Genomic DNA, 21,622 nt, shown 5'->3' on the forward strand with positions numbered 1-21,622 from the left:
AACCCAATTCAATGAACAACAAGCACAGGCCTATTGGCGTACCTAACGACCTTCTCGGACACGGAACCAAGCAGGAACCTAGTTAGTCCCTTCAACCCCCTAGAACCAACCACTATTAAATCAACATTTAGATTATTCGCAACATTTATTATTGTCTCAGCGGCATCAGTACCAACCTCAAGAAGCCCCTCAGCATTGACGCCCTGGCTCTTGGCGTGCTCGACAGCCTTATTTATTAAATCCCTACCCTGTTTCTCCATGGTATCGATTAGGGCAGGTACATCGATGAGTCAGGGGCTATGGCGATCTTACCCTCTTCAATCACATGAAGTATGTAGAGTTTCGCGTTAAAGGTCTTCGCGATACCTATAGCGTAATCCAACGCCTTATCCCCCGCCTTTGAACCGTCATAGCCAATCAATATCTTTGTTATTAGTGACATTGATTTTTCACTAAATAATTTATTAATAAGTATTATCAATCATTGCTAGCTTTATTAATATTAATAATGGATTTACTACCCCTATAAATCGCGTAAGTACTGCAAATGGGCCTTAACTCACACTTAACGCATAGGAGTGGGTCTGGCGGCTCCATGGGCCAGCCCTGGTAATTCTCAATCGCCTTGAGCTCCATTAAGACGTTTTGGTAATCCCTCCTCAACCTGTTTATGGGTAACGACTTAACATCCCTCATGGTCACCAGGTACGCCTCCCTAATGGTTATACCGGCCTCCTCGAGCATCAGCACGTAGGAAACAACCTGCTTGAGGTACCTCCTCTCCCTATCCTCATCTAGATTCCACGAACTCTTTAACTCAATCAATCCCCAAACCTCCTCACCATCAAACTCCCTCATGTAGACAATGTCTGCCCTGCCCGATGTATCCACGGTCTCTATACCACTCTCAACCTCCACGTGAACCCTGGGATTGGCTATCTTAAACCACTCCTGATAGAGGTCGTGGATCGCCCTACCCCTAGCCAAATTCCTTATACCCTCCATATTCGTTATTGTACCAAACCTAAGCTTTATCAGGGACTTTACAAAGCAATCATTGCTGAAGAAGGATGGCGTGGCCCTACCCGTGGGCTTATCTATGAGGAATAAGTCATCACCAATTACCTGGGCGTTCCTCAACATTTCGTTCACGTATTCCTCAGTCTTCCTCCTAATCTCATCCTCGTTCACCACATCGGCTATGGGCCTTATGACCAACTTAACCATAAGTGCGCAGAGCCATACTTAAAGCCCATTTATAAATCCATCAATTACGCCCAATTAATAACTTAAAAGTGCATGCCTCATCAAAGGCATAGTATGGTGTATGTGGGTGTTGACGTTGGAGCAACGTACATAAGGGTTGGGCTTGTTAATGAGGATGGAGACATCATTAATAAGGTAAAGACGAGACAACCAACGACAGGTGATGAGAATACCGTGGCGAGCATAATCATTAAGTCAATAAGGGACTTAACAGGTGGGCGTAGCATCGATGGTATTGGGATTGGGTCCATAGGCCCACTGGATCTTAAGGAGGGTATCGTTCCCTGGGCGCCGAACGCACCAATTAAGAGGTTTAAACTCGTGGAACCAATAATCAGGGAGTTCAGGGTACCGTGGTCCTAGGCAACGACGCAATGGCGGCTGTATGGGGTGAGTACCTATTCGGTATTGGTAAGGGCGTTAATAACCTTGTATACATAACCCTTAGCACCGGCATTGGCGCAGGCGTGATAGTTGATGGGCACCTACTCGTTGGTAAGGATGGTAATGCCCATGAGATCGGGCACATGGTCATTGACGTCAACTCAGAGATTCAATGTGGCTGCGGCGGTTATGGGCATTGGGAGGCCCTCGGCTCAGGCGCCAATATACCGAGGATCATTAAGGAATTCATTAGGGGGAGGTCGTATAGGTCAAGGCTGTATGAAAGGCTTGTCAGGGGTGAGTACGTAAGTACTGAGGAGGTGTTTCAAGCGTATTATGATGGAGATGAACTTGCCAGGGACTTCATAGACAATTACCTAATGAAGGTGCACGCGGCCGGCTTGGCTAGCGTGATGAATGCCTATGACCCAGAATTAATAGTGTTGGGAGGGTCTATGGCCCTCAACAATGCGGATTTATTTAGAAGAGGAATCGAGAAGTACCTAAAGAGGTACCTAGCGGTTAAGCCGGCACGCGTGGAGTTTACAAGGTTTGGTGATGACATAGGCATCCTAGGTGCTGCGGCGCTGGCAATAAAAGTGCCTGAATCCCTAAGGGTGTACGTTGATCAATACAGGAAGTTCCTAGGCTAAGTTATTAAAAATCGTTGGTATTCATATCCACTGTGGTCGATGTTATAATAATTGGCGCGGGGCATAATGGCTTGATCGCAAGCATAGTCCTAGCTAAGGCTGGGCTTGACGTTTTGGTCCTTGATCATGTGACCTGGCCTGGGGGTTTGGCTGGTTATCACGTTGTTGGCGGTGTTGAGGTGCCCATAGGGGCTTACGTGCTTGGCCTGATACCCAGTGACTTAATGAGTGAGTTGGGGATAGGCATTGAGCAGTATAAGCCGGAGCCTATCGCCGTTTATGTTAAGGATGACGAATTTGTTAGGTGGTGGAGGAGCCCTGAGGATAGGGTTCGCGAGTTCAATAGGTGGGGTCTCGGTGATAACCTAAGGGCCATGTGGGACAAGATAGTTAATTTCCACAGGGCATTGCGTAAATACCTATATAGGTTAAACCCACCGAGCAGGGATGAATTACTCAACGATCCAGTGCTGGGCGAGTTCATTAGGTTGAGGAGTTGGGAATTCCTTAGTCAGTACTTACCCAGGGAGTTTTGGGGCATGTTCATATTCGAGCCATACCTAGACCAGCCAGCCTTCATGGTTGGTTATTACAACCCCGACACTGATTGGTGGTTCCCCGCTAAGAATGGTGAGGTTGGTATGCAGGTCTTTGCCCGTGAACTATATAATGCAGCCCTTAGGGCTGGCGCTAAGGTGGTGCTTGGCTTGGGCGTTAAGAAGATCATTGTTGAGGGTGGTAGGGTTAGGGGCGTGTTGACTGATGATGGGAGGGTTATTGAGGCGAGAGCCGTGCTTTCCACGGCTAGTCCAATAAACACGTTAATTAACCTGGTCGGTGAGGAGTACTTCGATGAATACATAATTAATAGGCTAAGGAGTATACCTTTGGGAGGGGCGTCTAGACTGGTCATTGTTAGTAATGAGCCAATTAAATTAAGGGGTGAGTTGAGTAATTACAGGGACTCAATCCTCCAACTACCCTTTGGCGAGACGGTGGTGCGTGGTAATTACCTAATAGTCACGGGCTTACCAACCAGGGATGAGCTTAATGAGTATGTGAGCATTGATTGGTCAAGCATAAAGGCCTTTGAGTTAATAACACCGAGTGATTACGAGTCAATGTTTAGGTTGGCCGGCGGCAACCTCAATCACCTACCAATGACTGAGGAATACATGTTCAGTAATAGGCCCATACCCGGTTGGGGCTACTCAACGCCAATAAGGGGGTTATTCCTTGGCGGTGCTGGTACGTGGCCCGGCGGGCAGGTGACTGGGGTACCCGGCTACAACGCAGCGAGGAAAATACTCAGTGAATGGGGTTCATTGAGGTGATGCGATGTATAAGCAGGTCATCGTGGTTAGGGCCGATCTTGGGATGTCCTGCGGTAAGACCGCGGCCCAGGTTGCCATGGGGCTGTTGGGGCTGTGCTTAGGATCCTTGAGGATGGTAAGAGGGAATGGATTGAGTGGTTTAGGGCCTGGGAGTCCTCCGGCCAGAAGAAGGTTGTTTTAGTGGTTAATTCATTGGATGAGCTGCTCAGGCTTAAGGAGAAGGCCGAGAGACTAGGCCTACCAACGTTCCTAGTCGAGGATGCAGGTCTCACGGAGTTGCCGCCGGGCACCATTACCGTATTGGCGATTGGGCCTGGACCTGAGGATTTAATTAATAAGGTCACTGGTTCGTTGAGATTGCTAAGGTGATCATGTGAGCTTATCCCAATTCTTTAAAGACGTGATGAATAAGGTCTTCACATACTCAAATTATGAATTGGTAAATACCGTCATCACGCTCTTCCAACTGAGGAGACTTAGGTATTGGGCCTTTCAGGAGGTACTGCGTTCAATACGTGGCTGCAATGGTTACCTACTCGACCTTGGCGCTGGTGACGGTTCAATGACCAGGTTTGTAATAAATAACGGTCTCAGGCATAGGCCAATAATATTGCTTGACCCAGCAATTAGCGGCCTCAAGTCAATGGGTAATCTATACGCTGAGTTGGTTGATAGGGTTGTTGGTGTTGGTGAGTATTTACCACTCAGGCAGGGGTCTCTATGTGCTGTGTATACGTCATTTGCATTGAGACAATTCAGTAACAAGCCACTCGCACTACTTGAGGTACGTAGGGTTCTCAGGAGGGGTGGGTCATTAATAGTTCTCGAGTTCTGGAGACCCAATAATCCATTAACCTATGCCGTCTTACTGTTTTACCTAGTGTTCGCATTGCCGTTGCTGGTGTCTATCGTGGCGCCAAGGGAGGTTTGGGATTATGCCACGATGAGGATTACGGTTAGGGACATTGGGAGTATTTCATGGTTGAGGAGGTTAATTGAGGACTTGGTTGGTAACATCGCATCCTACAGGACATACCTAGGGATATTCCTACTAATAAGGGCTGTGAAGACCTAGTTTTAAGGCAGTATCTTTAACCTAACCAACGTATCCTGCCTAGGCCTACCAAACTCGTCATAACCCCTCAACTCGTAATACTTCCTAACCATGAAGGACCACTCCTCCTCAGAAACCACGTATTGCTTACCCTCATACTCAACAGGCTCCTTTAACCACCTCGGTGGTAGCCTGTCCTGCTCAATCGTGGTCCTATTCATGTACCTATGAAGCACAATAATCCTCTGGGCGGTCTCCCTCAACTCATCAACCGTGTAGTTAAAACCAGTTACGGCATTCATGACATCCCTAATGACGTCCCACGTATATATCGCCCTACCAAACTTACAAAGGAGCATTGAGTCATACAGCGCATTCCTCTCCTCAATATCCATCACAGCCCTAACCTTCTCCTCGCCAGTGGCGAACCTACCGCCGGCCTGGCCGGCGATATCGACGGCATAAGCACTGGACCACAGGTGATCGGCACCCCTCTCGGCAATGGCATTATTAAGTATCATACCCTTTAGAGTCCTTGGGTCGTAAGCGGCCGGTTCAAGGCCCTTAACATGAATCGCAAGGTCCTGAACCCCCAGCTTCTCGGCAATTGCTTGGTGCCCAATGCCGCCAATTCGCCAAGCCCACGCCTATACGCCGTATCAATTATTAAACGCCTAATACCCTCATAATCACCCCACTTAGGCGCGTCCTTAACTATGCCCCTTTCGCCGAGGTATATCAGGAAGGCTATTGTGTTTCCGAGACTTATCGTGTCAAAACCAAGTCTATCGGCGAGTTCGGCAAGGTCTATGAGCTTCTGTGGGTCATGAACCCCTGTCAAGCCCCCAAGGGCCATTGTGGTTTCATACTCGAGGTCATACTCACCATTACTTGACCTAACCACCTTATGGCAAGCCACTGGGCAGTAGAGGCAGGCACCATGCTTAATGAAGTACCTTGGCTTTAGCACCTTCTCCCACGATATGTCCTCCCAATTAGGCATGACCACCCTAGTCCAATAAATTGATGGGAAGAATCCCATGCCATTACCAGTATCTATAAGCCTTACAGTGCCACCCTGCCTATACGGTATCATGCCTGGGTTAGTGACGGCCTGCCTACCAAGGTTCCTAACCAAGTCCTGATAGGCCTTATCATCAGCCACATCCACGGTCTTGCTAATTGGTATGAAGGTTATGGCCTTCACGCCCTTACTACCCATGACAGCCCCAGCCCCAGTACGCCCAAACTGTCTCCAATCCTCATGGCCAATACATGCGTACGGCACCCTATTCTCACCCGCAGGCCCAATCGTTAGGACGGCAGAGTCCCTAAACTCCCTCTTAATCGCGTGTTCTGTTTCGACAGTGTCTAGACCCCATAACTCCCTGGCGTCCCTAAACTCAACCTTACCATCACTAATCACTAAATGAACGGGCCTTGAACTTACGCCGGTAATCACCACGCATCAACGCCTGCATACTTCATATACGCGCCAAGCGTCCCACCAACGGTTGAGTAGCTCCACCTATTCGTAAGCGGTGACTTAAATATGGCAGCGGCCCTGGTGGCTAGCGGCATCCTTGTCCCACCTAAAGGCCCCGTGGCTATTATCAACGGGTTCTCGGGGCCGTATGGATCAACGCCGTTAAGGTCCAGGTTTAAATCAAAGATTATCTTCAACCCCAATCCCCTGCCTCCTATGAACAGCCTAGCCACATTTTCATTAATGCCCTCAGCCCTCACCTCGTTATTACTCAAATTAATCCAGAGGATCCTACCTGCATAACCATGCATATTAACATGCCTCACTTAACAACTAATTAATAAGGACTTACTCAAACATGTTAATCCAGTACTTATTTAAAATCAGCGCCCCTTAACAAGAGGTTTGTGGAGAGGACCTACTCAGGCGGTGGTTGGTTGGTGAGGGTTAACAATGGCGTTGCCAAGGTCATAATAAATAGGCCGCCGCTGAACCTGATAACGCTTGAGATGAGGAGGGACCTGGGCAGGATAATAAATGAGTTAGAGCAGGACGGTAATGTGAGGGTCGTGATCTTCGAGGGCAGTGGGGATAGGGCATTTAGTGCGGGTGGTGATGTTACGGAGTTCCTAAGCACCACACCCAACGACTTAATTGACTGGGGCAAGACAATAGAGGCTGTGGAGAGCCTTAGCAAGCCTACGATAGCCCTCCTCAGGGGTTACGTACTTGGGGCGGGCACTGAATTGGCCCTTGCCTGCGACATTAGGATAGGCACGCCAGACGTGGAAATAGGACTTCCCGAGATAAGGCTTGGCATGGTGCCCGCGAGTGGCGGTTTAACCAGGATTATTAAGGCGCTCGGCCCGCTCCGTGCGAGGTATTACCTACTCCTTGGTAGGAGGATTAAGGCCGAGGAGGCACTACAGCTTGGCTTGCTCCATGAGATTGTTGAGCCAGCTAGGGCTTATGATAGGGTTATGGAGGTGGCTAAGGACCTAATGACGCTATCGCCGCTTACGATTAAGGCATTGAAGGAGGCCATTAAGCTAATCCAGGACTCGCCAATGGAGGTGGGTTTCGACATTGAGAGGAAGACCTTCGCACTACTACGATACAGCCAGGACTTCCAGGAAGGTATTAAGGCGTTTAAGGAGAAGAGGCAACCCAGGTTCCAGGCTTATAATGGCGAAAGATTATTAAATCAATATTAAATCATTTAATTACCACACAGAGACCCGACGAGCGGGCCGATGAAGGTCGTGGGTTACCCCGGCCATATTTCATACTTACTCATTACTTATGTAATCATTAAGGTCCTTAATTATTATCTTCAAATCACTCGTAACTTCATAGTCAATTCTCCTCACATTGCCATCACTAATCACGTATATCTGTGGTATCCTTATCATGCCATTGTCAATCCCGTACTTAACGATTAACCGCAGAGCCTCGGGGTTTCCGTAATCCCTCACCTCACAGTCAACGCCTGCCCTACTAAGCTGTGAACATAGTGTGCTTAATTGCTCCTTAAAGTAATCCCACTCCGCGGTTACTATGATTATCTTCTTCTGCATCTATGACTTATTGAATTAAGTAATGTTTTTAAAGCGGTTCTCAATTGACATGTCGAGGAGGTATGGAGTACGTATATGCAGCGTTACTACTGCACTACGGCAAACAACCCATTAATGAGGAGAACGTAATCAAGGTTTTACAGGCGGCTGGGATACAGGTTGATGAGGTTAGGGTCAAGGCGCTGGTGGCTGCCTTGAAGGAGGTGAATATTGACGAGGCAATAAAGACCGCGGTTGCAATGCCCGTAGCCGCCCCCACAACCACCACACAGGCAGGTGGCGCTGCGGCTGGTGGCGAGCAGAAGGCTGAGGCTAAGGCGGAGGAGAAGAAGGCCGAGGAAAAGAAGGAGGGCCCAAGTGAGGAGGAGATTGCCGCCGGCCTTGCAAGCCTATTTGGTTAAGGTTAAGTATCGTTAAACCCTCGATTCTATTAAAATCACCTAACACTACCCTCCTCAACCCTGAACAGGTTCTTTAGTGCCTTGTCCCATAAATCCCTCGGTGACTTGTGGTAAATCCTTATTTTCATGTATGGAAGACCACTCAATGGCTTCGAGAGCTGGAACTCGATGAACCTCCTCTTCTCATTAATTACTATCTGCCTGACGGTTATTGGCGACTTGAGTAGGTACATACCGTCAATGAGCATGGCATCTCTAAAAACTATTAATTCCTTGGTCACGGTGTATGGGTAGTCCGTAATCTGAACATTAGTGGTCATGAAGGGCATCCTCATCATCCTGAAGATGACGTACATGAGTACGAAGAAGACCCCAAAGTATATCAGGTAGTCAATGAAGTACGCATAGAATAGGTTTGCCTCCTGGATCGTTGGTGTGAACCAGGGCTTTAGGTAATAACCAATATTTACAGTGCTTGATATGTACTTCGCCAGTGTTATGAATGGTCCCGAGAGTACGTATGTGTAGAGTATGAGTAGGCCTATTAGAACGACCATTAGTATTATTAGGTTCTTCATCTGTGATTTCACGAACCTATTCGTCTCCTGTACATACTCGGGATCCTTCTCCATGGCCTTCATGAAGTCATCACGGGTCAACTTCTCAATGGCGCCCGACTTCGTTGACTTCATGTACTCCTCGATCTCCCTAAACCTAGCCCTGGTGCTCCTAATGCCTATGGCAAGAACTATGCCGAAGAATATCACCAGGTACGCAATTATTATTACCCAGGTTACAAACGTCTCATGCGCGACATTACCCCAGGCACCAACTATGGCGAAGACTAATACGAATGCTATAGGCCATACGTACCTAAGCACCCTACTCCAGGTACTACCTTGTTGTGTGTACATCTCGAAATCTCTAGAGCTTTAGTGCCCATTTAAAACTTACCGAATATTGTGGTGTGTGAGAAAAGATTTATTTCCTAATAGTTATTGCCTAATAGAAATGAATGCTAATAATGAGTTGGTTATGAACGTGATTTGCGATAATGAGACGAAGGCGCCAAACGTGGAGGAGGATAACTCGGTATCGCTACTCATTAATAATGAGTTGTTGATTGATACATGCTCAAGCGTTAATAAGTTGATCAATAATAGTAGGGTGTTGGGCATTGATATAAGGCCTAGATTGCTCATTATAACTACGCCAGTTAATCATCATTGGGGTGGTGTTGATGCCATTACCAATGCGTTGACCGTGGCCGTCCCAGTCGATAGTACAATGCATGGTTTTGAACTTAGGAATAAGCTTGAGGGGCTTGGCCTAGACGTGATTGAGGTTGGTGGTAGGGAGAGGATTAGGCTTGGCTTTGGTGATGTTGAGCTTATCAGGGTTGGTAATAGGAGGGTTGGTGAATTGCTCGTTTACTTCCCAAGCTATAAATTACTGGTTAGTGGTTGTGGGTTGAATCTATGGCTTATTAATGATGATGAAATAACGAGGTTCTTTAGGGAACTTGGTGTTAAATACTTCGTGGGTGGTTTAGGAGCCACGTCAATAAGCGAGTACCAGGGCGCATTGTTGAAGGATGTCATTAGGGGTTTAAGTGGTGTTTACCCGCTACATGGTACAGGCCCCAGGCTCAGGAAGGAGTTAGTAAGTAATTATAGGAATGTACATGACGTGGGTGCAGGGTCCATATTAAGGTTTAGGTGATGCCCCTTGCAATACCTAGGCTTATTAATAGTCATCGCCACTTGGTTTGTGATTGTCGGCATATTATACCTACTTAAGCACCTCGGCGTTAAGATACCCGTTAGGTTTACTATGGAGTATTCATAATGCTTAGGGATGAGGAGCTGGTAAAGGAGGTAATTGCACCATTAGGGAACCTATTGCGTAAGATCCCAAGTTGGTTGATTGTATTATTAACCGTGGGCCTATTCTCAATCTCTATGTTCATAATAGTGCCAATACCATTGTTAATCATGAGCATTAATGCATGGGGACTACCATCAATGCTTTACTTGATGTCTAAGAACCTGATCCTGATGATCATAGCCATGACCCATAGACTAAGCCAATGGAGGCTGTGAGGAGGGGGTTCACACCACTTGCTCCCTTGATACCTGGGGTCACCGTATCACTGTACACGTTCGTATACATAATAATAGCCATTGGGATTGGTATACTACTCCATGAATTGGCCCATGGCGCCGTATCCTCGAGGTACGGAATAAGGATAAAGTCCGGGGGCGCCTTCGCACTGCTCTTCCTCGCCTTCGGGGGCTTTGTTGAGATTGATGAGGAGGAATTAAGGAGTAAAGGCGTCCTCATTAGGCTTGCCGTTTATTCAAGCGGGGTCTTCATGAACATAGTCCTAGCCTACATAGCCGTAGCCCTAGTGGAACTGGCATTACTAAGCCCTCCATTAACACGCACGCTCCTAGGAACGACTATCGTGTATGTCGTGAACTCCACAGACTCAGCTTAGGAGTGGTTACGTGATAACGGCCGTCAATAATCAACCCGTGGCAAGTGTTTATTCATTAATATCGATATTAAGCTCAGTTAATTCGAGCAACGTCACACTAACTGTGTTTAACCCATCAAACGGCGCCATGTTTAATGAGGTACTAAGCACGGGTAACCTATCAATGGCGCTTCTCGGTTATTCAGCCTGTACATAAGACCATGGGGCATAGTCGTGGAGAGTAGGTCCTTCTACAACCTAATGTTCTGGATATACACATTAAACCTAACCCTGGCACTACTCAACGCCTTCCCAGCATACCCGCTAGATGGTGGTCAGTTCCTGGAGGCACTCCTCACCAAGGTGATTAAGGACCAGGCATTAAGGAGTAAGGTCATGATAGCGGTATCGATTATCCTTTGGTCACTAATAGGGCTTACGCTGTATTACACGTTGATAACCGGCTTATACAGGTTAATTTAGTTGAGTGCGTGATTCTTTAATAACTGCTTAACAGAGCCTCCTGACAATGAGCAGTAGTGAATCAGGGGTTCATGAGAATTTAAGGGCAAGGGTCAGGAGAGGGTTTATACTCGGCATAATCATTACGGCACTATTCTTCCCACTAGGTCTATCCCACTTTGGTGAGGCGTTTGCCCTGGAGCTTAGGGCCTATGGCTATGTGGTTTATAGGTCTGGGGAGGTAATTCACGTTAGTTACTTACCGCTTTACCTCTATATGTGGAGGGTTTCATCGTTGCTATTCCTTGCGTGGATAATAACCTACATAGCCTACATAATCAAACCATCGATAGTGCTCGACTCCTCAGGCGTTATTTATGGAGCCTTTTACGTAATAACTCACTACATCTACCTATTCACGATAGGCGCGCCGGTGATCATCTACCCATTCACCTATGTTTTAATCACGGTGGGCAAGCCCCTCCTCTACCTTGATTGGGGTCAGGTTATTGGCCTAGTGACTATTTGGAGGTATTACTCAATTCGTAGGTTAATGCGGGGTTAGTAATGAGCGGCGTTAAGGAGAAGATAGCAGGCGTACTACGTGAGCTTGGCATAAATTGGGTTAGGGACTTTGAGGAGAGGGATCCCCAATACCTCGCTGTGGCTGGGCTATGCCGTGCATTGGGGCATGATGTTGAAACGACGCTTAAGTTAACAATACTTAATGCCCTAATTAGTTATCAATTAACCGGTAAGGGTGAGGATCACTGGAATTACTTCGCTAATTACTTCATCGGAAACAAACCAGTTGATTTATGTAGGGATTTCATAAACTACGTGATTAATAGCAGGTACCTGGCTCGGTATAGGGAATCGAGGATAAGGAGGGTTCAGAACGTATGCCCACAAATGGCTGGGTTAAGCCTTGGTAATTACCTCAATGACCTAGAATCGCTGTGGAAATTACTTTCGAGAGTAACCAACGCGCGTGGTGATGAGAAGACGATAGTGTTTGCCGTTAAGATGGCCTATTACGTGGGCAGGGCCTGCGGGCTCGATATTTCCGTCCCAATGGATATACCAATACCCGTTGATTATAGGGTTACCGTAATAACAATATGCAGTGGTTTAATACCGGTCGTGGGTAGCCCCAATAACGTGGCTGACCTGGCCAGGGATTTAATGACTAGGCGTAGGGCCGAGATTCAGGGCGTGTGGAGCGAGATTGGTAGGCTTAGTGGTATACCACCGCTTAACCTCGATTCCGTGGTTTGGGTGCTCGGCGGCTTACTAATTAACTCCTCATTCAATATAGGCAGGGCAATTAATGAGGCGAGGGCCTTAGGCGCATATAATGAGAAGGTTCCTGAACTACTTCAGTTACTTGGTGGTCGCTGCATTGATAAGTAGGCGTTAATGACGACGTCCCTGGCCTCCCTATACACCTGTGACGGGCTCTTACTCGTTTTAAACCTACGTAGTAACTCGACCCTATCGCCATTAATCGCTATGTAGCCGCTCGAGACGAGCCTATTAAGTATCGCCCTAGCATATCCAGCGCCAAGCCAGTAACTCATCATCCTATAAACCTTCAGATACCTAAGCCTGGCCCTACCATTCCTCAACTCAAGCTCCTCAAGCAATAGCAATGCTAGCCTGGCCTCAGGACTCATCGACATAGACCTCACCCCTGTCCAGATCGACACGTGCCGTAACGCCGCTCTTAAGGTTTAGTATCTCCCTGGGTAAATTCGTCATTATTGGTATCTGTGCCATGATAGCCCCAATGATGAGCATCGCGTCAGCCTTAACACTGAGTATAGCCAGTGGGGCCCTACCGTACTTACTCAATTGGTACATGACGTAGGGACCACGGTTGATCCCCTCGAACTGGGTATCGCTAGTATCTTACTTGCAATACTGACGTTTATGGTCCTTATAATGCCGTTCTTTCCATCAACATCACCAAGGAAGGAGAGTGGTTCTCGGTAAACCACTAACTCACCACTAATGATGCCACTCCCGAATATGGTCTCCCCCTTAAACTTCATGCGAGTTCAGCATGGGTATGGAAGTAATTACCTTAATATGTTTTAAGGCACTAATTTAGGGAGTGCTTTTTATCACTCGATCCTAATTTTAATAATCCTCTTGGTCTCCTCAACCTCCTCCTTAGGCAGCTCCCTGTACGTCAACCACCAGGCGTAGCCTTTATACTGCTGGAGCCTCTTCGGAGCCTCCTCAATATTGTGCGGCGGTGGGTTCAGGACATTCTCGCCGATTAACTCGTTATATGGCCAGTTGGCTGGCATGACAACTCCATACTTATCAATTAGTTGTAGCGACCTAACAATCCTCAGGATCTCCGGTATATTCCTACCAAGCTCCAGTGGGTAGTATAGTATTGTCCTTATCGTCGCCTTATCATCAACTATATAGACAATCCTAACTGTGGCAGTGCCCGACTGGGCATGCAATCCTCCTAGGGCCTTTGAAACCTCACCCAGTGGATCAGCAATTATTGGGAATGGTATCTTAACGCCTAACGTCTTCTCAATCCACTGAACCCACTCAATATGGCTAATGTCACTATCCACGCTCAGGCCTATTAATTCCGTGTTCAGTTTCTTAAAGTCATCGTAGTGCTTCGCAAAGCTTACGAACTCCGTGGTACATACTGGCGTGAAGTCACCTGGATGGCTGAAGAGTACGAACCACTTGCCCTTGAAGGCATCCGGTAGCTTCATTGGTCCGTGAGTAGTCACTACATTTAACTCAGGGAATTTCTCCCCTATTGACGGGATTGTTATTGGCATACTACGAGCCAGTAAATGACCATGTATTTAAATGAGGTTTCTTTGTTATTTTGAATTTACTAGGCAAATAAATAAGCGATACATTGATGTTTATCCAATAAGCATGTGAATGGTGGGTCTATAGGAATCATTTAGAATACATGAATTAAATTACTTTAAATTAAATAATGATAGCGCTGAAAATAGTAGGGCTATGAGCAATGAGGGCATTGCATTACTAATAATGTATGTTTTCGTGGTATTTACTATAATATTACCATTAATATTCATACTAATTGGTGCCGGTTTAAGTTATGTTGGCGTTATTGATGTTTACGTGATTATTAACGACTATGCTGGAGCACTAATTGTTGTGGCTGCCCTATTAACGTTAGGTGCGGTATTGACCTATAAATATGGCCCTTCATTAGCGAGAAATCTCATGAGTGATCTAATTAGGTTTATAAATCCCACGGAGTACTTGATGTATTCATACACAGGAGGTTGGTTCAATTATACCTATCATTATTAATACCTGCAATAATTGTTTATCTAATCAATGCGGGGGTGATTAGGGTGATGGGCTTGTACAGCGCGGCATTTAATGGCTTCTTAATCGCTGGTTCATCTAATTTAGTGCTCATGATAATGGGTGTTATTAACCTGGTGCTAAGTACATGGTTGATAGTCAGTGTTTCCTACCTGCAATTAAGGATTGCCACGAGGCGCATAGTCAGTAGACTAGGTAGTGCGATTGGTAGTACCGTGGGCATTGCAGCATCCACAGGCACAGCCGCATTCGTGGGCTCTGCCTGCGGCTTAGGCGTCTGTACAGTGCCTATATCCGGTGTTTCTCCAATGGCTATGGTTTTTATGAGTATATTCGATATTAATGCCCTTGAACTAATTCATTACTCATCGATAGTCCTACTGCTCCTAATGCTAATTACCTCTATCCTGCTAGTGATTATTCATAAAAGTATGGTGAGGGGTTTATAACGGTCGTGAAATTAATTTCAACCCCACTTTTAATGATGAGCTAGGGCCTTTACCCACACATTCAATTTAATTTAAGAGGTCAGGTGGAAATTTTCACACAATTGTTAGCAAAGTTTTTAAGCAAACTCACGATCAGTCCTTTGATGGGCGTACTATTGTTTATTGATACTCAGACTTTGATTTTGATTATCATAGCCTTCATTGTCCTGATTATTTGGGGCCCGAGTAAGATTCCCCAGTTGGCTAGGAGCTTGGTCAGTCCATTAGGGAGTTTAAGCGTGGCGCCAGTGAGAGTGAGCCTGAGCCTGAGCTCATTGAGATTGCCAAGAAGCTTGGTATTGACCCCACGGGTAAGTCCAGGGATGAGTTGCTGACGGAGATAAATAATAGGCTTAGCCAGCAGAGGCCTGCCCCTGAGAAGCCCAGTGTTGACCCTAAGGTTCTGGAGATTGCCGAGAGGCTCGGCATAGACACCAGGGGTAAGAGTGAGGAGGATTTGATTAAGGAGATTAATTGGAGGTTGAGCAATAAGTAATTCCTTAAAGCCGCCTCGTGGTGACCCTTAAAATGGGTATTTACCTAATCCTTGACGAGCAGACGGGCCTACTCCTATTCCTATTCTTCCTAGTCCTACTGGCCTGGAAACCCGAGACACTGCCGAGGATAGCCAGGGAATTGGGCAAGTGGTACTACTGGGCGAGGAAATCCCTTGAGGACTTCATGAGGGAGATTAACGAACCAATCTACGAGGCCAGGAACACCGTGAATAATACGGTGATGGACATTAGGAGGACAGTAAACGAAGCCTTGGACCCAGACATCCTAAGGATAGCCAGGGCACTGGCATAGAGACCCAGGGAAAGACAAGGCAACAAATAATAAACGAAATACTAAAGAGATTATCAGGCAACGAAAATCAACCGTCATAATTAGTTAAGACCCCAAACCTCCGCGTTAACTCCTGCGACCATTTGTCTGCTACCTTATTCATTTCCTCCAGTATTTCTTCGTAGTACCTTAGTAGGGCTTGGCCCTCCGGCGTTAATTTTGCCCCGCCCCTCCCCCTGCCTCCCTTCCTGGCGTCGACTAGCTTAACGCTAGGGCCTTCTCCATCCTATCAATGTAATTCCAAACAAAGCGGTAGGACATGCCCAATTTACGGGCAGCACCACTCAGGGAACCAACCTCATTAATGGCCTTAAGAATCTCATAACCACCAGGACCAATAACATGCCTACCACCAACCTCAACCCAAACCCTAAACCTAACACTCACGGGCATACTAAGTTAACGTGTGCATTAAATACAAAACTTTATCCTTTTTGAAATAGGGAATTTCTGAGGATTAATGGGCTTGGCTACCTATTTATCATTTATGTGAAAAAGGGATTTTTACCCACATGCGCTCATTATAAGTAGTAATGAGTGAGGATAGGCCGCCCTATGATAGGGAGTTGCCTCTTTGGGAGCATATTCGTGAGCTTGGGGTTAGGCTTAGGAGGGCCTTGATCGTCTTCGCAATAGTCTTTATCGTGCTTTGGCTGCCAATGCCTGACGTGAGTAGTCACAACATTGCCAAGGTCGTCGTAGGCTTCTTCACAATGGAGTACAACCCAATAATAGCCTATATCTATAGGCACTACGTGTATAGCCTGGTTACGGCGCCCGCCAAGTCCGTGACCTGCGCCAGCAATTATGTTGTCAGTAACTCAACACAGCCCATTAGCATAATTTCGACAACGGTGCTCGGGCCATTCGTATTTAGCGTTGAGCTTAGCATGGTAATCGCCCTCCTCGTTACAATACCCGTGTTTGTTTACGAGATTTACCAATACGTCAAGCCAGCCCTATACCCACATGAGCTCAGGGCCGTTAAGAGGTATGTGTGGATCGCCACAGCACTCTTTTACCTAGCGTATTCATCGGTTATTACTTCGTATTCCCAGCCTTCCTGAGGATAAGCCTATTCTGGAGCTGCCTATTCGGCTTCGTGCACATGCTTACCGTGAGTGGTTTCCTGGACACATTCATAGCAACGCTATTCTTTGCGGGCTTCCTCTTCGAGACCCCCATAATAATGGCCCTACTTACGCAGGCGGGTTTGGTGACGCCGGACATGCTATCGAGGAATAGGCCATACATTTACTTCGGAGTCCTCGTGGCCATAGCCATAATAAACCCAGACCCAACATTAATAAGTACGCTGCTCTGGTTCATAATGTTCATAGCGCTATTCGAGGCAGGGTACATATGGAGCAAGACCATATACAAAAACATGCCCAAGATGTGAAGCCAGGACTTATTCCTTGCCATTGCTCACTTTAATTGCGGCATGGTCATGCGGCGTTATGAGATTACCAGGAATGGCATTTTTAAGCCCTGCACCTATTTACTTAATGGGTAATGGAGTACCAGAAATGGCTTGCCCAGGCAATTAGGGATTTACGTACGGCGAAGAACTCCCTCAACTCTGGAGACTACTACGCCTGCGCATTCTGGTCTCAGCAGGCCGTTGAGAAGACGCTCAATGCCTTGCTCATTTCGAGGGGTAAGGTGGTCAGGGACCATGACCTGGTGGAGCTTAGTTACGTAATTAGGGATGAACTTCACATCGATATTTCACGGATAATAGACCACCTTAGGGAGTTAACCACTCACTACACAACCTCCAGGTACCCTGATGCAGCCAATGGTTTACCATACGAGATATACACCGAGGGTAAGGCCAGGAGGGTTCTTGAGATGGCTAGGGAGGTGGTTGAATGGGTAAGGCAAAATCTGCAGTAGAGAGTCAGGTCATACTGCTCAGGAGGGCTTGGGAGTTCGTGAGTAGGGCGAGGTCTAAGATCGGCATTTCCGAGGTCTACGTCGTAGGTTCCAGGGCTAGGGTGATTACACGGACATGAGTGACATCGACTTAGTGATTATTAGTGATGATGTGAGGGGCATGGATCAGCTGGAGAGGAGGTTATTGCTTAAGGACTTCATCGAGCCTAGAATTGAATTCTTCATATACACTACTGAGGAGTGGAATGGTGAGGTTACGGCCTGGATAAGACAGCTTAAGCGTGAGGCTGTTAAGCTCGTTGACCTAATGAGGGCCTACGGCGTAAGCCCCGGATAAGTATTAAGAAGATTTATAATAGTGCTTATGAATTACGCCATGTAATATGGGCATACCTCAATCATTAATTGAGGCACTTAGGAAGAGGGGCCTTGACGTAGACTACGTAATTGATGTCCTAGCGTCAAAACTCGGGTTGGACCCATTAGATACTGCCAGGGCACACGCGGAATTGGCTTTGGTGGCGTTTGGTGAGGGCCTTAACTTCATTGATAGGGGCGATGTTGTTCAAAGTAGTGAGAAGCTGTATAAGGCGGTGGAGGAGGCTATCAAGGCATTGGCTATCGCCAAGAACCTCGACGAGGCCAGGGAAGCCCTAAATAAGGCAGGTGGACCGTAAGCCTACTGGACAATGCAGCGTCGAAGCTCGGTGACGTAGCCGAGAGGGCCTGGGCTGAGCCTATTTTCTCCATGTAAATGGATTCCACGAGGTGAGGATCGGCATTGACGAGGTCAGGAGGAGGGTTAAGTACATAGCTCCATTGATTGAGGAGCTTAAGAGGGAGGTTAGGGTTGGTACTTAATTGGAAATTGAAAATAAATTTTAACGTAAATTTAACCCGGGTTGGCGCATCATCCCGTGACTGTTACGTATACCTGGAACTTAATGCCATATGCCTCGTACTGTCCATCGGCATCATAGACCCTGACTATGTACGTGCCTGGGCTAAAGGTTATTGGGGCGTAGAGCTTAACAATGGCCGACTGGCCCAGTGGCACCACGAGGGCGAAGCGTCGGAGTGCACTAGGTGTCCTGGTAAGTCGTACTCATTTATGATGTTGCACTGCGGTATGCGGCCTAGGTATGTGGAGTTCCACTCATAGGCCACTGTGCCGTTTGGGTAAAGCACCTGCACGAGTACTATGAATCCACCGTAGGTGTCTGGACCGGCTATCCTAGTAATGTGTAGCATAAGTGTGCCGTTCTCGAATAATTGAGTGCCGGCCAGCGAGTATGCGGGTGTCTTTGAGTAATTGGTTAGGTGGGTGAATCCCTGGAAGTTTATTTGGTATAGGCCCATCGTTACTCCCGTTGCGATTATGAAGCCCAACAGGCTAGGGCGGTCGTCTTATCCATACTCACCACCTCACCATAGCGGTATATAGACCTTCCAAATCCTCAAACCCCTTGGGTATTTCTTGGCCAGGTACTGGTCAATTGATAACCACCTACTACCAGTGAACATGAACATTAATGCGGCAGCACCCTCAACAGCGGCTATCTGCCACTCATCAACGCATGTAGGTCCCAACCAACCACCGGCAGCCCCAATGCTCCATGCTAGAATAGCTATCACAAGCCCAGAAAGCCTCGTTAGGAAGCCAAGCATCATTAATAGTCCAAACAACCCCTCAACAGCGGTGAAGAGGAGTAGGAATAAATAGAGAAGGTGCGGATGCAGCAGCAACCACTCAAGCTGACCAACAACGGGCTGCCATGCATGCGGCAGGAACGTTATCAACTTACCACCAACATATGCGGTTGATGATGGATTAAGCTTGGCAGGCACATTAACAGTCCTCCTAAGAAAGGCCGAAAAGTACATCCAACCCAATGTAACCCTAAGTATTGGCAAATATCTCTCAACACTAGATACCTCCATAGTTCTTTCCATAGATTTGACTATTTCTGTCATATTTTATCGATATACCGCAAAGACATTACCCTATTAAGAATTAATTTCTAAAATATTAAGAGAAATAAAATGTACGATGCAGCAAAAATATCGTGGAAATAACGAGCATGTAAATAAATACATTATTATATTAATTCATGACTTTTTATAAATCATAAATTATCTGATTTATTGTAAAATTCTACTTTCTACCTTAAATCCTAACGTTCACTTTTACATGTATTCTACGCTTGTAATGTCATTCTTTTGACAATAAAGGTTAAAAATAGTGCATTTTTAGGTTATTTTTAGGTGGTTTAATATGAGTATTTATTACCTAGATAATTACCACATATTGCTGCTTCATACGCTTCTTTTTCATCTTGTTAAGGGCAAGGTGAGGCATTGCGATAAGAATCTTGATTCTCTTTACTATATATCAATGAGTACTGGTATGAGTATTGCGACGGCGTATAGGAAGGCTCTTGATCTGATGAATCTTGGCTTGATAGAGAGGGTTAGTAAGGGTCACTATGTAATAACTACCAAGGGTGTACTACTGCTTGCGCTGATGTACATAGGCAACGGCATTTCCGTAAATAGGGATGCCTTTGAGCTAGCTATCGATAAGTTGAGGGAGGATTGGGACCTTGAGGAGTTTGACCGTAATGAAATCATTAATTACTTAAAATTATTATATAAAGGAATTAGTAAATTAGGTCTGTCGCCATTAAGCATCAACATTGGTTCACTTGGTAAGTCAGTTTATTATATATTGCCCGAGAACATCAGTAACGGTAGAATCTCCCTAATACACTCAATAGCTGAGTACCTAGGTGTGAGTGAGAATGAGGTTCGGTCAGCCGAGAGGGTGATTGCTAAGGCATTGCTTGATTACTTACCAAGTGTCCGCTTAAAGGACGGCTGTAGGGCCGTTGTTACGTTAACTGGTGATCAATCCATCAAGGCTTCACCGACGATTCTAGCCATTAAATGTAGGATTAAAGGATATTCACTTAATAGTGATTGCCCTGTGGCTTTGTCATTAATTCGTAGGGCATTTAACGAGTAGTAACTTAGCATTTTCCCAAAATGCTTTAATATTAAGTCATGAATTTAAAATTATAAATGATACCTCACCTGCTAATGAGAGAGGATTCACTAGATTCAATGCACATGCTTATCCTTGAGACCCTCATTATATCGATGTTTCAATTAGCCTTGATGCAAAGGGGAATTAACACATTATCATTAACCTACCTATCCAAAACAACTGGGCTAAGCATAGCGACAATTTACAGGAAGGTGCTAGAGCTAATGTCAATGGGCCTCGTCGAGAAGGTCAATAGGGGGCAGTACGTCGTTACGACTAGGGGCGCCCTTCTATTGTCCGTAGCGTACTTAACGGGTTCCATCAAAGTTAATGATGCGGCATTTAAGTACGCAATCATTAAATTAAAGGAGGACTGGGGATTAGAGGATTTTAATGATGATGAGGTTAGGGAATACATATCACTATTGATTAGGGGATTGATTAGGCTGGGTAGGAAGATCGAGGACTTCTGCGCCAATAGCCTGAGTAGGACAGTCCTCGCTCTACTCCCCGACAACCTAAAGATTGGTTCGAAACCCCTGGACCTGGTAATATCAGAGACCTTAAACGTGCCCATAGAGCTTGTTAGGAGGCTGAGAGGGTGATTGCCAGGGCATTGCTTGAGCTATTACCGGTGGTTACCTTAGGTGATGGCTGTAAAGCAGCATTATTGATAGAGGAAGTCGCTGGAAAGCCAGTCTTAAGGCCGGTGGCGGTCAAGTGCAGGGTCAATGGTTACACACTACGCCCAAACTGCCCAATACTCTCGTCAATTATTAATAGGGATAACTTACTTAGAACTTTTCACCCATATGAAAATAGGTAATTCCTAAACACAGGTATAACTACGGTCGTTTATATCAAGTGAGAAAGCACCACTTATATCCAACACATAA

33 protein-coding genes and 7 pseudogenes are annotated in these 21,622 nt (G+C 46.3%); 26 read left to right on the forward strand and 14 right to left on the reverse strand.

Annotated elements, in window-relative coordinates; translation table 11 throughout:
- Window positions 1–8 precede the first annotated feature (8 nt).
- Together JCM16161_RS05770 and JCM16161_RS05775 are read right to left on the reverse strand one after the other, a co-directional pair.
- Window positions 9–442, reverse strand: a pseudogene (locus JCM16161_RS05770) (universal stress protein).
- A gap of 35 nt (window positions 443–477) precedes the next feature.
- Complete coding sequence (locus JCM16161_RS05775) at window positions 478–1,227, reverse strand: Dna2/Cas4 domain-containing protein (RefSeq protein ID WP_054855270.1); 750 nt, start codon at window positions 1,225–1,227, stop codon at window positions 478–480.
- A gap of 93 nt (window positions 1,228–1,320) precedes the next feature.
- On the opposite strand from JCM16161_RS05775, the pseudogene JCM16161_RS05780 reads away from it, so the two are divergent.
- From JCM16161_RS05780 to JCM16161_RS05795, 4 genes and pseudogenes are all read left to right on the forward strand, one after another.
- Window positions 1,321–2,303, forward strand: a pseudogene (locus tag JCM16161_RS05780) (ROK family protein).
- 32 nt (window positions 2,304–2,335) lie between these two features.
- A complete protein-coding gene (locus tag JCM16161_RS05785; protein ID WP_054855271.1) occupies window positions 2,336–3,637 on the forward strand; it encodes an NAD(P)/FAD-dependent oxidoreductase in 1,302 nt (433 codons plus the stop codon).
- 4 nt (window positions 3,638–3,641) lie between these two features.
- Window positions 3,642–4,006 (forward strand): annotated as a pseudogene (gene pth2 / locus JCM16161_RS05790) (peptidyl-tRNA hydrolase Pth2).
- 4 nt (window positions 4,007–4,010) lie between these two features.
- A complete protein-coding gene (locus tag JCM16161_RS05795) occupies window positions 4,011–4,712 on the forward strand; it encodes a class I SAM-dependent methyltransferase (protein ID WP_243669691.1) in 702 nt (233 codons plus the stop codon).
- A gap of 2 nt (window positions 4,713–4,714) precedes the next feature.
- Here the strand turns inward: JCM16161_RS05795 and JCM16161_RS16075 are convergent, their stop codons facing one another.
- From JCM16161_RS16075 to JCM16161_RS16085, 3 genes and pseudogenes are all read right to left on the reverse strand, one after another.
- On the reverse strand, window positions 4,715–5,266 hold the full coding sequence (locus tag JCM16161_RS16075) for an aldehyde ferredoxin oxidoreductase C-terminal domain-containing protein (RefSeq protein WP_243670189.1): 552 nt from the start codon (window positions 5,264–5,266) through the stop codon (window positions 4,715–4,717).
- The gene (locus JCM16161_RS16080) at window positions 5,218–5,787 is read right to left on the reverse strand and encodes an aldehyde ferredoxin oxidoreductase C-terminal domain-containing protein (protein WP_243670191.1); all 570 of its coding nucleotides are present in this window, start codon (window positions 5,785–5,787) and stop codon (window positions 5,218–5,220) included. Before JCM16161_RS16080 ends, JCM16161_RS16075 begins: the two co-directional genes overlap by 49 nt.
- 153 nt (window positions 5,788–5,940) lie before the next feature.
- A pseudogene (locus JCM16161_RS16085) lies at window positions 5,941–6,488 on the reverse strand (aldehyde ferredoxin oxidoreductase); the annotation flags it as partial.
- A gap of 96 nt (window positions 6,489–6,584) precedes the next feature.
- Here JCM16161_RS16085 and JCM16161_RS05805 point away from each other — a divergent pair.
- On the forward strand, window positions 6,585–7,391 hold the full coding sequence (locus tag JCM16161_RS05805) for an enoyl-CoA hydratase/isomerase family protein (protein WP_243669693.1): 807 nt from the start codon (window positions 6,585–6,587) through the stop codon (window positions 7,389–7,391).
- A gap of 75 nt (window positions 7,392–7,466) precedes the next feature.
- Here the strand turns inward: JCM16161_RS05805 and JCM16161_RS05810 are convergent, their stop codons facing one another.
- Complete coding sequence (locus tag JCM16161_RS05810; protein WP_054855273.1) at window positions 7,467–7,754, reverse strand: hypothetical protein; 288 nt, start codon at window positions 7,752–7,754, stop codon at window positions 7,467–7,469.
- 62 nt (window positions 7,755–7,816) lie between these two features.
- Between JCM16161_RS05810 and rpl12p the strand changes: the two genes are divergently transcribed.
- Window positions 7,817–8,155, forward strand: a complete 339-nt coding sequence (rpl12p, locus tag JCM16161_RS05815) for a 50S ribosomal protein P1 (RefSeq protein WP_054855274.1) — start codon at window positions 7,817–7,819, stop codon at window positions 8,153–8,155.
- 35 nt (window positions 8,156–8,190) lie between these two features.
- Here the strand turns inward: rpl12p and JCM16161_RS05820 are convergent, their stop codons facing one another.
- Window positions 8,191–9,069, reverse strand: a complete 879-nt coding sequence (locus JCM16161_RS05820) for a DUF2208 family protein (RefSeq protein WP_054855275.1) — start codon at window positions 9,067–9,069, stop codon at window positions 8,191–8,193.
- 97 nt (window positions 9,070–9,166) lie between these two features.
- On the opposite strand from JCM16161_RS05820, the gene JCM16161_RS05825 reads away from it, so the two are divergent.
- The 7 genes from JCM16161_RS05825 (at window position 9,167) to JCM16161_RS05840 (ending at window position 12,509) form a co-directional block, all read left to right on the forward strand.
- The gene (locus JCM16161_RS05825; RefSeq protein WP_054855276.1) at window positions 9,167–9,877 is read left to right on the forward strand and encodes a hypothetical protein; all 711 of its coding nucleotides are present in this window, start codon (window positions 9,167–9,169) and stop codon (window positions 9,875–9,877) included.
- 125 nt (window positions 9,878–10,002) lie between these two features.
- A complete protein-coding gene (locus JCM16161_RS16090; RefSeq protein WP_243669696.1) occupies window positions 10,003–10,257 on the forward strand; it encodes a hypothetical protein in 255 nt (84 codons plus the stop codon).
- Window positions 10,245–10,655 carry a site-2 protease family protein gene (locus tag JCM16161_RS16095; RefSeq protein ID WP_243669698.1) on the forward strand — a complete coding sequence of 137 codons (411 nt, stop codon included), beginning with the start codon at window positions 10,245–10,247 and terminating at the stop codon, window positions 10,653–10,655. Before JCM16161_RS16090 ends, JCM16161_RS16095 begins: the two co-directional genes overlap by 13 nt.
- A gap of 10 nt (window positions 10,656–10,665) precedes the next feature.
- Window positions 10,666–10,851 carry a hypothetical protein gene (locus JCM16161_RS16100; RefSeq protein WP_243669700.1) on the forward strand — a complete coding sequence of 62 codons (186 nt, stop codon included), beginning with the start codon at window positions 10,666–10,668 and terminating at the stop codon, window positions 10,849–10,851.
- 17 nt (window positions 10,852–10,868) lie between these two features.
- Complete coding sequence (locus JCM16161_RS16105; RefSeq protein ID WP_243669702.1) at window positions 10,869–11,117, forward strand: site-2 protease family protein; 249 nt, start codon at window positions 10,869–10,871, stop codon at window positions 11,115–11,117.
- Between the two features lie 46 nt (window positions 11,118–11,163).
- Entirely contained in the window at window positions 11,164–11,661 is a 498-nt protein-coding gene (locus JCM16161_RS05835; RefSeq protein WP_054855277.1) for a hypothetical protein, read from the forward strand.
- A 2-nt stretch (window positions 11,662–11,663) separates the two neighbouring features.
- Window positions 11,664–12,509, forward strand: coding sequence for an N-glycosylase/DNA lyase (locus tag JCM16161_RS05840; protein ID WP_054855278.1), 846 nt, complete (start codon window positions 11,664–11,666; stop codon window positions 12,507–12,509).
- Here JCM16161_RS05840 and JCM16161_RS05845 read toward each other — a convergent pair.
- The 4 genes from JCM16161_RS05845 to JCM16161_RS05855 form a co-directional block, all read right to left on the reverse strand.
- The gene (locus tag JCM16161_RS05845; protein WP_243669705.1) at window positions 12,476–12,772 is read right to left on the reverse strand and encodes a hypothetical protein; all 297 of its coding nucleotides are present in this window, start codon (window positions 12,770–12,772) and stop codon (window positions 12,476–12,478) included. The two genes, JCM16161_RS05840 and JCM16161_RS05845, sit on opposite strands and share 34 nt — an antisense overlap.
- A complete protein-coding gene (locus JCM16161_RS16110; RefSeq protein ID WP_243669707.1) occupies window positions 12,762–12,959 on the reverse strand; it encodes a DUF126 domain-containing protein in 198 nt (65 codons plus the stop codon). Before JCM16161_RS16110 ends, JCM16161_RS05845 begins: the two co-directional genes overlap by 11 nt.
- Entirely contained in the window at window positions 12,947–13,150 is a 204-nt protein-coding gene (locus tag JCM16161_RS16115) for a DUF126 domain-containing protein (protein WP_243669708.1), read from the reverse strand. The genes JCM16161_RS16110 and JCM16161_RS16115 overlap by 13 nt, the downstream gene beginning before the upstream one ends.
- Before the next feature lie 72 nt (window positions 13,151–13,222).
- Window positions 13,223–13,915 carry a peroxiredoxin gene (locus JCM16161_RS05855; protein WP_054855280.1) on the reverse strand — a complete coding sequence of 231 codons (693 nt, stop codon included), beginning with the start codon at window positions 13,913–13,915 and terminating at the stop codon, window positions 13,223–13,225.
- A 193-nt stretch (window positions 13,916–14,108) separates the two neighbouring features.
- Between JCM16161_RS05855 and JCM16161_RS16120 the strand changes: the two genes are divergently transcribed.
- From JCM16161_RS16120 to JCM16161_RS05865, 5 genes are all read left to right on the forward strand, one after another.
- Window positions 14,109–14,426, forward strand: a complete 318-nt coding sequence (locus JCM16161_RS16120) for a hypothetical protein (RefSeq protein WP_243669710.1) — start codon at window positions 14,109–14,111, stop codon at window positions 14,424–14,426.
- Window positions 14,399–14,893 carry a hypothetical protein gene (locus JCM16161_RS16125; RefSeq protein ID WP_243669712.1) on the forward strand — a complete coding sequence of 165 codons (495 nt, stop codon included), beginning with the start codon at window positions 14,399–14,401 and terminating at the stop codon, window positions 14,891–14,893. The genes JCM16161_RS16120 and JCM16161_RS16125 overlap by 28 nt, the downstream gene beginning before the upstream one ends.
- A gap of 143 nt (window positions 14,894–15,036) precedes the next feature.
- Complete coding sequence (locus JCM16161_RS16130; RefSeq protein ID WP_243669714.1) at window positions 15,037–15,267, forward strand: twin-arginine translocase TatA/TatE family subunit; 231 nt, start codon at window positions 15,037–15,039, stop codon at window positions 15,265–15,267.
- The gene (locus JCM16161_RS16135; protein ID WP_243669716.1) at window positions 15,261–15,428 is read left to right on the forward strand and encodes a hypothetical protein; all 168 of its coding nucleotides are present in this window, start codon (window positions 15,261–15,263) and stop codon (window positions 15,426–15,428) included. The genes JCM16161_RS16130 and JCM16161_RS16135 overlap by 7 nt, the downstream gene beginning before the upstream one ends.
- Before the next feature lie 20 nt (window positions 15,429–15,448).
- A complete protein-coding gene (locus JCM16161_RS05865) occupies window positions 15,449–15,742 on the forward strand; it encodes a DNA replication protein DnaD (protein ID WP_243669718.1) in 294 nt (97 codons plus the stop codon).
- 237 nt (window positions 15,743–15,979) lie between these two features.
- Here the strand turns inward: JCM16161_RS05865 and JCM16161_RS16140 are convergent, their stop codons facing one another.
- Window positions 15,980–16,168, reverse strand: coding sequence for a LysR family transcriptional regulator (locus tag JCM16161_RS16140; RefSeq protein WP_243669720.1), 189 nt, complete (start codon window positions 16,166–16,168; stop codon window positions 15,980–15,982).
- Window positions 16,169–16,314: 146 nt separating this feature from the next.
- Between JCM16161_RS16140 and JCM16161_RS05875 the strand changes: the two are divergent.
- The 5 genes and pseudogenes from JCM16161_RS05875 to JCM16161_RS05890 all read left to right on the forward strand — a co-directional run bounded on the left by JCM16161_RS05875 (window position 16,315) and on the right by JCM16161_RS05890 (window position 18,541).
- Window positions 16,315–17,183, forward strand: a pseudogene (locus tag JCM16161_RS05875) (twin-arginine translocase subunit TatC).
- A 113-nt stretch (window positions 17,184–17,296) separates the two neighbouring features.
- Window positions 17,297–17,680, forward strand: coding sequence for a HEPN domain-containing protein (locus JCM16161_RS05880; RefSeq protein WP_054855281.1), 384 nt, complete (start codon window positions 17,297–17,299; stop codon window positions 17,678–17,680).
- Entirely contained in the window at window positions 17,656–17,799 is a 144-nt protein-coding gene (locus tag JCM16161_RS16145) for a hypothetical protein (RefSeq protein ID WP_243669722.1), read from the forward strand. Before JCM16161_RS05880 ends, JCM16161_RS16145 begins: the two co-directional genes overlap by 25 nt.
- On the forward strand, window positions 17,796–18,017 hold the full coding sequence (locus tag JCM16161_RS05885) for a hypothetical protein (RefSeq protein ID WP_054855282.1): 222 nt from the start codon (window positions 17,796–17,798) through the stop codon (window positions 18,015–18,017). Before JCM16161_RS16145 ends, JCM16161_RS05885 begins: the two co-directional genes overlap by 4 nt.
- A 46-nt stretch (window positions 18,018–18,063) precedes the next feature.
- Window positions 18,064–18,541: pseudogene (locus JCM16161_RS05890) on the forward strand (PaREP1 family protein).
- Window positions 18,542–18,590: 49 nt separating this feature from the next.
- Here the strand turns inward: JCM16161_RS05890 and JCM16161_RS05895 are convergent.
- Window positions 18,591–19,039: pseudogene (locus JCM16161_RS05895) on the reverse strand (Aa3-type terminal oxidase).
- Between the two features lie 66 nt (window positions 19,040–19,105).
- Window positions 19,106–19,621: a TQO small subunit DoxD gene (locus tag JCM16161_RS05900; RefSeq protein WP_054855283.1), complete on the reverse strand. Its 516-nt coding sequence runs from the start codon at window positions 19,619–19,621 to the stop codon at window positions 19,106–19,108.
- A gap of 409 nt (window positions 19,622–20,030) precedes the next feature.
- Between JCM16161_RS05900 and JCM16161_RS05905 the strand changes: the two genes are divergently transcribed.
- The 3 genes from JCM16161_RS05905 (at window position 20,031) to JCM16161_RS05915 (ending at window position 21,552) form a co-directional block, all read left to right on the forward strand.
- Window positions 20,031–20,705: a hypothetical protein gene (locus JCM16161_RS05905; protein WP_243669724.1), complete on the forward strand. Its 675-nt coding sequence runs from the start codon at window positions 20,031–20,033 to the stop codon at window positions 20,703–20,705.
- Between the two features lie 74 nt (window positions 20,706–20,779).
- Window positions 20,780–21,331, forward strand: coding sequence for a hypothetical protein (locus JCM16161_RS05910; RefSeq protein WP_243669726.1), 552 nt, complete (start codon window positions 20,780–20,782; stop codon window positions 21,329–21,331).
- Window positions 21,328–21,552, forward strand: a complete 225-nt coding sequence (locus JCM16161_RS05915) for a hypothetical protein (RefSeq protein ID WP_054855286.1) — start codon at window positions 21,328–21,330, stop codon at window positions 21,550–21,552. Before JCM16161_RS05910 ends, JCM16161_RS05915 begins: the two co-directional genes overlap by 4 nt.
- Window positions 21,553–21,622 lie beyond the last annotated feature (70 nt).

It is taken from the genome of Vulcanisaeta sp. JCM 16161 (assembly GCF_001316285.1).

Coding starts and splice junctions, on each gene's coding strand:
- JCM16161_RS05775 (WP_054855270.1), bottom strand. CDS start 1,227: ATGGTTAAGTTGGTCATAAGGCCCATAGCCGATGTGGTGAACGAGGAT.
- JCM16161_RS16080 (WP_243670191.1), bottom strand. CDS start 5,787: ATGATACCGTATAGGCAGGGTGGCACTGTAAGGCTTATAGATACTGGT.
- JCM16161_RS05810 (WP_054855273.1), bottom strand. CDS start 7,754: ATGCAGAAGAAGATAATCATAGTAACCGCGGAGTGGGATTACTTTAAG.
- rpl12p (WP_054855274.1), top strand. CDS start 7,817: ATGGAGTACGTATATGCAGCGTTACTACTGCACTACGGCAAACAACCC.
- JCM16161_RS05820 (WP_054855275.1), bottom strand. CDS start 9,069: ATGTACACACAACAAGGTAGTACCTGGAGTAGGGTGCTTAGGTACGTA.
- JCM16161_RS05825 (WP_054855276.1), top strand. CDS start 9,167: ATGAATGCTAATAATGAGTTGGTTATGAACGTGATTTGCGATAATGAG.
- JCM16161_RS16090 (WP_243669696.1), top strand. CDS start 10,003: ATGCTTAGGGATGAGGAGCTGGTAAAGGAGGTAATTGCACCATTAGGG.
- JCM16161_RS16095 (WP_243669698.1), top strand. CDS start 10,245: ATGGAGGCTGTGAGGAGGGGGTTCACACCACTTGCTCCCTTGATACCT.
- JCM16161_RS05835 (WP_054855277.1), top strand. CDS start 11,164: ATGAGCAGTAGTGAATCAGGGGTTCATGAGAATTTAAGGGCAAGGGTC.
- JCM16161_RS05840 (WP_054855278.1), top strand. CDS start 11,664: ATGAGCGGCGTTAAGGAGAAGATAGCAGGCGTACTACGTGAGCTTGGC.
- JCM16161_RS05845 (WP_243669705.1), bottom strand. CDS start 12,772: ATGAGTCCTGAGGCCAGGCTAGCATTGCTATTGCTTGAGGAGCTTGAG.
- JCM16161_RS16110 (WP_243669707.1), bottom strand. CDS start 12,959: ATGTACCAATTGAGTAAGTACGGTAGGGCCCCACTGGCTATACTCAGT.
- JCM16161_RS16115 (WP_243669708.1), bottom strand. CDS start 13,150: ATGAAGTTTAAGGGGGAGACCATATTCGGGAGTGGCATCATTAGTGGT.
- JCM16161_RS05855 (WP_054855280.1), bottom strand. CDS start 13,915: ATGCCAATAACAATCCCGTCAATAGGGGAGAAATTCCCTGAGTTAAAT.
- JCM16161_RS16120 (WP_243669710.1), top strand. CDS start 14,109: ATGAGCAATGAGGGCATTGCATTACTAATAATGTATGTTTTCGTGGTA.
- JCM16161_RS16130 (WP_243669714.1), top strand. CDS start 15,037: ATGGGCGTACTATTGTTTATTGATACTCAGACTTTGATTTTGATTATC.
- JCM16161_RS05880 (WP_054855281.1), top strand. CDS start 17,297: ATGGAGTACCAGAAATGGCTTGCCCAGGCAATTAGGGATTTACGTACG.
- JCM16161_RS16145 (WP_243669722.1), top strand. CDS start 17,656: ATGGGTAAGGCAAAATCTGCAGTAGAGAGTCAGGTCATACTGCTCAGG.
- JCM16161_RS05885 (WP_054855282.1), top strand. CDS start 17,796: ATGAGTGACATCGACTTAGTGATTATTAGTGATGATGTGAGGGGCATG.
- JCM16161_RS05900 (WP_054855283.1), bottom strand. CDS start 19,621: ATGGAGGTATCTAGTGTTGAGAGATATTTGCCAATACTTAGGGTTACA.
- JCM16161_RS05910 (WP_243669726.1), top strand. CDS start 20,780: ATGAGAGAGGATTCACTAGATTCAATGCACATGCTTATCCTTGAGACC.